Source organism: Rhodoferax sp. LB1P47 (assembly GCF_056521445.1).
The window spans coordinates 53285-60631 of the sequence record NZ_JBWMAU010000020.1 but is presented as its reverse complement, the minus strand read 5'-3'; the positions used below and the strand labels follow the sequence as shown (position 1 = coordinate 60631).

7 protein-coding genes are annotated in these 7347 nt (G+C 61.9%); 5 read left to right on the top strand and 2 right to left on the bottom strand.

The window, feature by feature from the left end:
- Nucleotides 1-113 precede the first annotated feature (113 nt).
- The gene (locus AC0969_RS17605; RefSeq protein ID WP_479625460.1) at nucleotides 114-1556 is read right to left on the bottom strand and encodes an oligosaccharide flippase family protein; all 1443 of its coding nucleotides are present in this window, start codon (nucleotides 1554-1556) and stop codon (nucleotides 114-116) included.
- A 176-nt stretch (nucleotides 1557-1732) separates the two neighbouring features.
- Here AC0969_RS17605 and AC0969_RS17600 point away from each other — a divergent pair, with 176 nt between their 5' ends.
- Nucleotides 1733-2305, top strand: coding sequence for a gamma carbonic anhydrase family protein (locus AC0969_RS17600; RefSeq protein WP_479625459.1), 573 nt, complete (start codon nucleotides 1733-1735; stop codon nucleotides 2303-2305).
- Nucleotides 2306-2318: 13 nt separating this feature from the next.
- On the opposite strand, the gene alr is transcribed toward AC0969_RS17600, so the two are convergent.
- Nucleotides 2319-3440 carry an alanine racemase gene (gene alr, locus AC0969_RS17595; RefSeq protein ID WP_479625458.1) on the bottom strand — a complete coding sequence of 374 codons (1122 nt, stop codon included), beginning with the start codon at nucleotides 3438-3440 and terminating at the stop codon, nucleotides 2319-2321.
- A 179-nt stretch (nucleotides 3441-3619) separates the two neighbouring features.
- Here alr and lplT point away from each other — a divergent pair, with 179 nt between their 5' ends.
- The 4 genes from lplT (at nucleotide 3620) to AC0969_RS17575 (ending at nucleotide 7346) form a co-directional block, all read left to right on the top strand.
- Nucleotides 3620-4900 (top strand): lysophospholipid transporter LplT, encoded by a 1281-nt coding sequence (gene lplT, locus AC0969_RS17590; protein WP_479625457.1) that lies wholly within the window; start codon nucleotides 3620-3622, stop codon nucleotides 4898-4900.
- A gap of 1 nt (nucleotide 4901) precedes the next feature.
- Complete coding sequence (locus AC0969_RS17585) at nucleotides 4902-5774, top strand: DMT family transporter (RefSeq protein ID WP_479625456.1); 873 nt, start codon at nucleotides 4902-4904, stop codon at nucleotides 5772-5774.
- A gap of 26 nt (nucleotides 5775-5800) precedes the next feature.
- Entirely contained in the window at nucleotides 5801-6289 is a 489-nt protein-coding gene (locus AC0969_RS17580; RefSeq protein ID WP_479625455.1) for a glutathione peroxidase, read from the top strand.
- Nucleotides 6290-6536: 247 nt separating this feature from the next.
- A complete protein-coding gene (locus tag AC0969_RS17575; protein WP_479625454.1) occupies nucleotides 6537-7346 on the top strand; it encodes a LuxR C-terminal-related transcriptional regulator in 810 nt (269 codons plus the stop codon).
- The last annotated feature ends 1 nt before the right edge of the window (nucleotide 7347 follow it).

Sequence of the window (7347 nt, the reverse complement as noted above, 5' to 3'; positions counted from 1 at the left end):
CCCGTAAACCGTGCCCAACGGGGTTAGAGAACGGGGCGTTTTGGCCGGATTCGGTGGTTTCTGGGTTTCAGCACCTCGACAACGCGTTTTGAACGGCCTTGTTCAGCGTTGCCTTAACGTAGTTTTTGCCGTAACTGGAACCACAGCGTCCCGAACTCTTTTTGCAAAGGATGTCGGAACAAAAAAACACCCGCTACAAACCCCACCAACCCGCCCAGACTGCCCAGAAACAAAGGTGCCAGTACGGCATCGGGATACGGCCCATAAAAACACAGCACCAGAAATGGCCCCAATCCCGCGAGCAGCGCCACTAAAGCGCTCTGGCGCATACCGGGAATAAGCTGGGGTAACGACAGACCAATATGCTTTGACGTGGTGCGCATCCACAGACCCGATGCCACGATGGCAGAGAGGATGGCGGCAAATCCCATTGCCCACAGTCCTAGATACGCGCCCAGGGCCATAAAGCCCACGTTTTGCAGCGCGCACACCACCGTCAGGCGGGCCATCGGTGCCACCGCACCGGCAGCCAACAAGGCGACTTGGCCCAGAATGGCGGGTATCGCAAACGCGGCCGCCACTGCCAAAAACCGCGCCAAATCCACCGCTTGGTCCCATTGCGGACCGTACAAAAATCGCACCAGGGGATGGGCCAAACAGATCACCACGAGACAGAACGACCAGCCACAGGCGCTGACATACACGGTGGCTTTGATGTAGGACTCCACAAAACCACCCTGTTCACGGAACTGCTTGGAAAACCAAGGCAGGCAGACCACGCCGACTGCATCGACAAACAAGCGCTGGAACATCTGCACCAGGCCCGTCGCACGCGAATACAAGCCAACCGCCGTTAAATCTTGCAGTTTGCCCAGCAAAAGCTCCGATGTGCCAGAGGACAACACGCCGACCAAACTCGTTCCGGTGATTTTCGAGCCGAAGGACAACACGCGTTTGATTTCGCCCACACCGGGCATCCAGGGAAAAGACGTGGGTCGAAAGTACACCGCCAACAAGGCGTTGACCACGATAGATGCCAAGGAACCGAACGCCAAGCTGATGGGGCCATAGTCTGCCCAGGCCAGCCCTGTCGATACCAGCGCACCCACCAGTGCCGCAGAAAACCGCATCACGGCAATACTTTTAAAGCGCATTTCCCGCATCAACCAGGCGTAGGTCAAAGAACCAAAGGGATTGACCGCGTAGTTCAACGCGATGACGTACATGATGTTGGCCATGCGCGGCTCTTGGTAGAACACGGATACCGGGTAGCTGGCCAGCAGCACCACGCAGGCCAGAGCCAACCCCAAACCGAGCTGCACCGCCCATACCGCCCGGATACGGTCGGTGGTGAGTTCTTTTTCTTGCACCAGATAAGAACCTGCTCCCATGTCCCGCACCGTGGCCACAAATGCCAACAGCACCATCGTGACCGAGAACACCCCAATCTCGGCGGGGGTCAGCAAGCGGGCAATCACCATAGACGAACCTATGGAAATGGCCAGGCTCGCATAACGGTCTAAAAATGAGAAAAACAGCGATTTGCGGGTGGACATAAAAATCTGTGCTGGCGACGCAGAAGGCACTGCGTCCGTCCGATATGCCCTTGGGATGGCGCAAAGTAGAGGGTAGATATGCCTGCAACCGCAGCATGGCATGTATCCATTTAAAGTATCTCACAGGCCGTTTCCACCGAATACAGCCACCCCAACCGTCTAAAACCCGACTTCCTATGCCTTTATCCCCCTACCTCCACACCCACCCCCAGCTCACTGACGGCGCCTTCGTCCACACCTCGGCCCAGGTCATCGGCGACGTACATATTGGCACCGACTCCTCCATCTGGTGCAACACCGTGCTGCGCGGCGATGTGAACCGCATCCGCATCGGCCATAGCAGCAATATCCAGGACCTGTCCATGGGCCATGTGTCGCACAAAAGTGCCGCCAAGCCTGAGGGTTCGCCGCTGGTGATCGGCAATTACGTGACGATTGGCCACGGGGTCATCCTGCACGGCTGCCAGATTGGCGACGACTGCCTGATCGGCATGGGCAGCATCGTGATGGACGATGTGGTGGTGCAGCCGCGCTGCATGGTGGGTGCGGGCAGCCTGGTGGGGCCGGGCAAGGTACTGGAAAGCGGTTATCTGTACGTGGGCCGCCCGGCGGTCAAAGTGCGTGCGCTGAACGACAAAGAGCTGGCGTTTCTGCGCTACTCGGCCGAGCACTACGTCAAGGTCAAAAACAATTACATGCTACCAATAGCAGAGCTGCCAGCGCTTATCCCACCTTCGCCAGCGGCCTAAAAGTCTTGTAACGTCAATCCACCACTACCGGCACCCGCTGCGCCAGCGCACACATCAACTCGTAGCCCACGGTGCCCGCCATCTGCGCCACTTCGTCGATCGCCAGCACCGCGCCATTGGCGGCACGGCCCCACAGGGTGGCGGTGCTGCCCATGCCGGCCTGGGGCACGGGGGTCAGGTCGACAGTCAGCATGTCCATGCTGACGCGGCCCAGGGTGCGGGTGCGCACGCCATCGACCAGCACCGGTGTGCCGGTCGGGCAGATGCGCGGATAACCGTCGGCATAGCCGCAGGCCACTACGCCGATGCGCATCGCTTGGTCGGCCACAAAATTTGAACCATATCCCACGCTAGCGCCCGTCTTTAGTTCTTGTATAGCTATTATTTTTGCAGCAAGCGTCATGCTGGGCAGCAAGCCCCAGTCGGCCGCGCTGTGGGCGGGGAAGTCGGGTGCGCTGCCGTAAATGGCGATGCCCGGGCGCACCCAGTCACCCGCCACCTGGGCGGCCAGCGCGGGCTGTTGCAGCGGGCCGCCAGGGGTGTGGCGCAGAGTGGCGGCGCTGTTGGCCACGCTGCGCTCACCGGGCAGGTCTTCGGTGAAGGTGTTGAACACCGCCATCGCCTCGGCAATGCCGCGCGGGCCGTCGGCATCGCTGAAATGGGTGATCAGCGAGATCTCGTCCACCTGCGGCAGCAGGTTCAGCCGGGTCCAGGCGGAGCGGTAACGCGCGGGCGAAAAACCCAGCCGGTTCATGCCGGTGTTCATTTTTAAAAAGATGCGGTGCGGCAGATTGGTTTTGTGGATCGCCAGCATGTCGATCTGGGCATCGCAGTGCACCGTGTGCCACAGGTCCAGGCGCGAGCACAGCTCCAGATCGCGTTGCTCAAACACGCCTTCGAGCAGCAGCACCGGGCCGCGCCAGCCCAGCGCCCGCACCCGCTCGGCCTCGTTCAGGTCCAGTAAGGCAAAGCCATCGGCACCGCGCAGACCTTCAAACACCCGCTCAATGCCGTGGCCGTAGGCATTCGCCTTGACCACTGCCCAGACCCGGGCATCGCCCGCAGCGGCGCGGGTACGGGCCAGGTTGTGGCGCAAGGAATCGGTGTGGATCGTGGCTTGGATGGGGCGGGGCATGGGCGGGGTCCGTTCAGGTCGGCGGTGCGGGGTTGCGGGGTGGTGGCGGGGTCAGTGCGGCGGCAGTCTGGGGATATTGGGGATTTTGGCATTCCGCCACGTGATATAACCCGCACTTCTTTAGAGACATGGCTTAAATCAACCCGCATCAGCCACGCTGATGCCGTTACTACTATTTAATGAAGCGCGGTTTCTTTACCCTCATGTCGGCCCAGTTCTTCTCGTCACTGGCCGACCAAGCGCTTTTTGTCGCGTCGGTGGCCATGATCCGAGGCAGCGGCGGTGCGCAATGGCAGCAAGCGGCATTGGTGCCGATGTTCGCGTTGTTTTACGTCATTTTGGCCCCCTGGCTGGGTGCTCTGGCCGATGCCTACCCCAAGGGCCGGGTCATGCTGGCCAGCAACGCCATCAAGATGGTGGGCTGCGGGATGATGCTGTTTGGCGCACACCCGCTGGTGGCCACGGCCATCGTTGGCCTGGGTGCCGCTGCTTACTCGCCCGCCAAATACGGCATCCTGACCGAGATGTTGCCGGCCTCGCAACTGGTCAAGGCCAATGGCTGGATTGAGGGGCTGACGATTGCCTCCATCATTCTGGGCGTGCTGTTTGGCGGCCAACTGGTGGGCCCGATCCTGTCGGGTAAGTTGCTGGGGCTGGACTTTCCGCTCATTGACACCGGTATCAGCACCCCGCCGCAGGCCGCCATCAGTGTGCTGATAGCGGTGTACGCCCTGGCAGCCTGGTTCAACACCCGCATTCCCGACACCGGGGTTGAAATGCGCCCGATGCCGCGCAACTACCTGGTGCTGCTGCCCGACTTCTGGCGCTGCAATTCGCGGCTGTGGAACGACAAGCTGGGCCAGATCACCCTGGCCACCACCACCCTGTTCTGGGGTGTCAGCGGCAATCTGAAATACATCGTGCTGGCCTGGAGCGCCACCGCCCTGGGCTACAGCATCACCCAGTCCACCAGCCTGCTGGGTGTGGTGGCGATTGGCACCGCCGTGGGGGCGGTGGCGGCCTCCATGCGCATGCGGCTGGACACGGCCACCAAGGTGATCCCGCTGGGCTTGGCAATGGGCCTGCTGGTGATCTTGATGAACTTCATCGACAACGTCTGGATCGCCGTGCCCTTCCTTATCATTCTGGGCGGACTGGGCGGCTTTATGGTGGTGCCGATGAACGCCTTGCTGCAGCACCGTGGCCACAACCTGATGGGCGCGGGCCGCTCGATTGCCGTGCAAAACTTCAACGAACAGCTGTGCATCCTGGCGCTGGGCGCGTTCTACACCGTCTCCACTGGCATGGGGCTGTCGTCGTTCGGGGCCATCACGGCCTTTGGTTTGGTGGTGGCCGGGTTCATGTGGCTGATCCAGCGCTGGCACGCCAGCAATTGCGTGAAGCACAAGGACGAGGTCGAGCATCTCTTGATGCTGGCCCGCACCGATAACACACACTGAAGTGCGTTCACCCGCTCTGCTGCCGGTTCTGGCGCTGCTGCTCAACGCCTTAATTTGGGGCGTGTCGTGGTGGCCGTTTCGCCAGTTGCAGAACGCCGGGCTGCACCCGCTGTGGTCTACCGCGCTGCTCTTTACGGTTGCCCTGGCGGGCCTGTTGGCCATCCGCCCCGCCGCCTGGAAAGGCTTGCGCCAGCCTGGGCTGTGGTGGCTGCTGCTGGCCACCGGCCTGACCAACGTCTGCTTCAACTGGGCCGTGGCCATTGGTGACGTGGTGCGGGTGGTGCTGCTGTTCTACCTGATGCCCGGCTGGGCGGTATTGCTGGCCTGGGGCCTGCTGGGCGAGCGCCCCACCCGCGCCTCGCTGATGCGGCTGGCGCTGGCCGTGGCGGGCGTGCTGGTGGTGCTGTGGCCGACCAGTAGCGCGGCGGTAGCGGATTTTTCGATGGCCGATGTGCTGGCCATTGTGGGTGGCCTGGGTTTTGCGCTGACCAATGTGTTGCTCAAACGCCTGCACGCCGTGCCTGGCACCGAGCGCATGGCCGCCATGTTTGCCGGTGGCGTGCTGGTGGCCGGGCTAACCGCAGGCATAGCCGGGCAGTTCGGCATGGTCCCCGCCTTACCACCGATGCTGGAGCACAGCGGCACGCTGCTGGTCGTGGTGGCCCTGGGGGTGGCGTTTTTTATCGGCAACCTGGGCCTGCAATACGGTGCTTCGCGCCTGCCCACCAGCACCACCTCCATCGTGATGCTGACCGAAGTGGTGTTCGCCAGCGCATCGTCCATCGCCCTGGGGGCCGCCAGCCTGTCGCTGCGCACGTTGCTGGGGGCCGGGCTGATTGTGTTGGCAGCACTACTCGCGGCCCGCAGCGACTGAGCCCCGTTTCTGCTTAAATCCCCGGCATGACTACCTCACTCTACGACTTCACCGCCACCGGTATCGACGGCCAGCCCGTTGCCCTGTCGCAATTCAAAGGCCAGGTGCTGCTGGTTGTCAACACCGCCAGCGCCTGCGGTTTCACGCCGCAATTTGCCGGGCTGGAAGCGCTGCACCAAAGCTACGCGGCCAAGGGTCTGGTGGTGCTGGGTTTCCCCTGCAACCAGTTTGGCGCGCAAGACAAAGGCAGCAACGGCGAGATCGCCAGCTTCTGCCAACGCAACTACGGCGTGGACTTCCCGATGATGGCCAAGATCGAGGTCAACGGCAGCGGGGCCGACCCGCTCTACCAGTGGCTGTGCGCCCAAGCCCCTGGTGTGCTGGGCACCCAGTTCATCAAGTGGAACTTCACCAAATTCTTAATCGGCAAAGACGGCCAGGTGCTGAAACGCTACGCCCCCACCGACACGCCCAAGAGCCTGGAAAAGGCGATCGAAGCGGCGCTGGGCATTTAAGCGTTCAATTTTTACGCAGCAAATAGCTGCGGCTCGGTGTCTGTCAAGTCCCTCCGGCCCACGACACACGTGGGCACGCATGCACGTGTTGCGTATGTCCTTCTAAGGCCGACTCAAGGGTTCAAGCAACTTTGAACCTTACGACGTTCTGGTACGTAAATGTTGGGACTATTCTGAGGCGATTTCCCATTCAAAACTGAGCCACGTGATCCGTCTACCCTGCTAAACCAGTCAGCGGGGGGCGTGCGTGATCAACGTGGAAACCCTCGGGGCGCTCCGGCGCATGGTGCAGCGTGAAGGTGTCTCGGTACGCGAAGCCGCCAGACGGCTGTGCATCTCCAGAAACACGGCAAAACGCTGGCTATCCGAGCCAGAAAACGTGGTGGAGCCGTGCTACCCGCAACGTGTGCCGTCGCCGGGCTTGCTGGATGCCTACGTAGACCATCTGGCGCGCTGGCTCACAGCCGACAGCGGGTGTGACAAGCGTGATCGACGCAGCATTGGCAGCTATGTGGATGCTCTGCGTGCCCTGGGCTTTGCGGGTGGCAAGAGCCTGGTCTATCGCTATTGCCGCGCCTGGAAGCCGCAACCCGCCCCTGTGCCAGATGCCGATGCTGTGCCCCGCAAGGGCGAGCGCGTTGTCGGGCTGACGGCCAGGGAGGGCGAGGTGCTCGCTTGGATTGGCAGCGGCCGGTCGTGCCAGGGAATCGCCACGGTGATGGGCATTGCGCCCTTCACCGTGCGTAAGCACCGCTGCAACATCCTGCGCAAGTTGGGCTTGCACAGCACGGCGCAGCTGGTGGCATTTGCCATCGGCACGCTAGCGCCGGATGGCGATGTGCCAGACCCAGGGGCACTTTCTCGGCTCAGCGCACGAGAGCGGCAAGTGGTGGCATTTCTGGCGCAAGGATTGACCAGCAAAGAAATTGCCAGGTGCCTCAACATCAGTCCCGCAACGGTGCGCAAACACCGCGAGAACGCGATGAAGTCCATCCGCGTACATGGCATGGCGGCGCTGATGTGGCATGCCGCTGGGCGCACAGAGGGGCTTGCGTAAG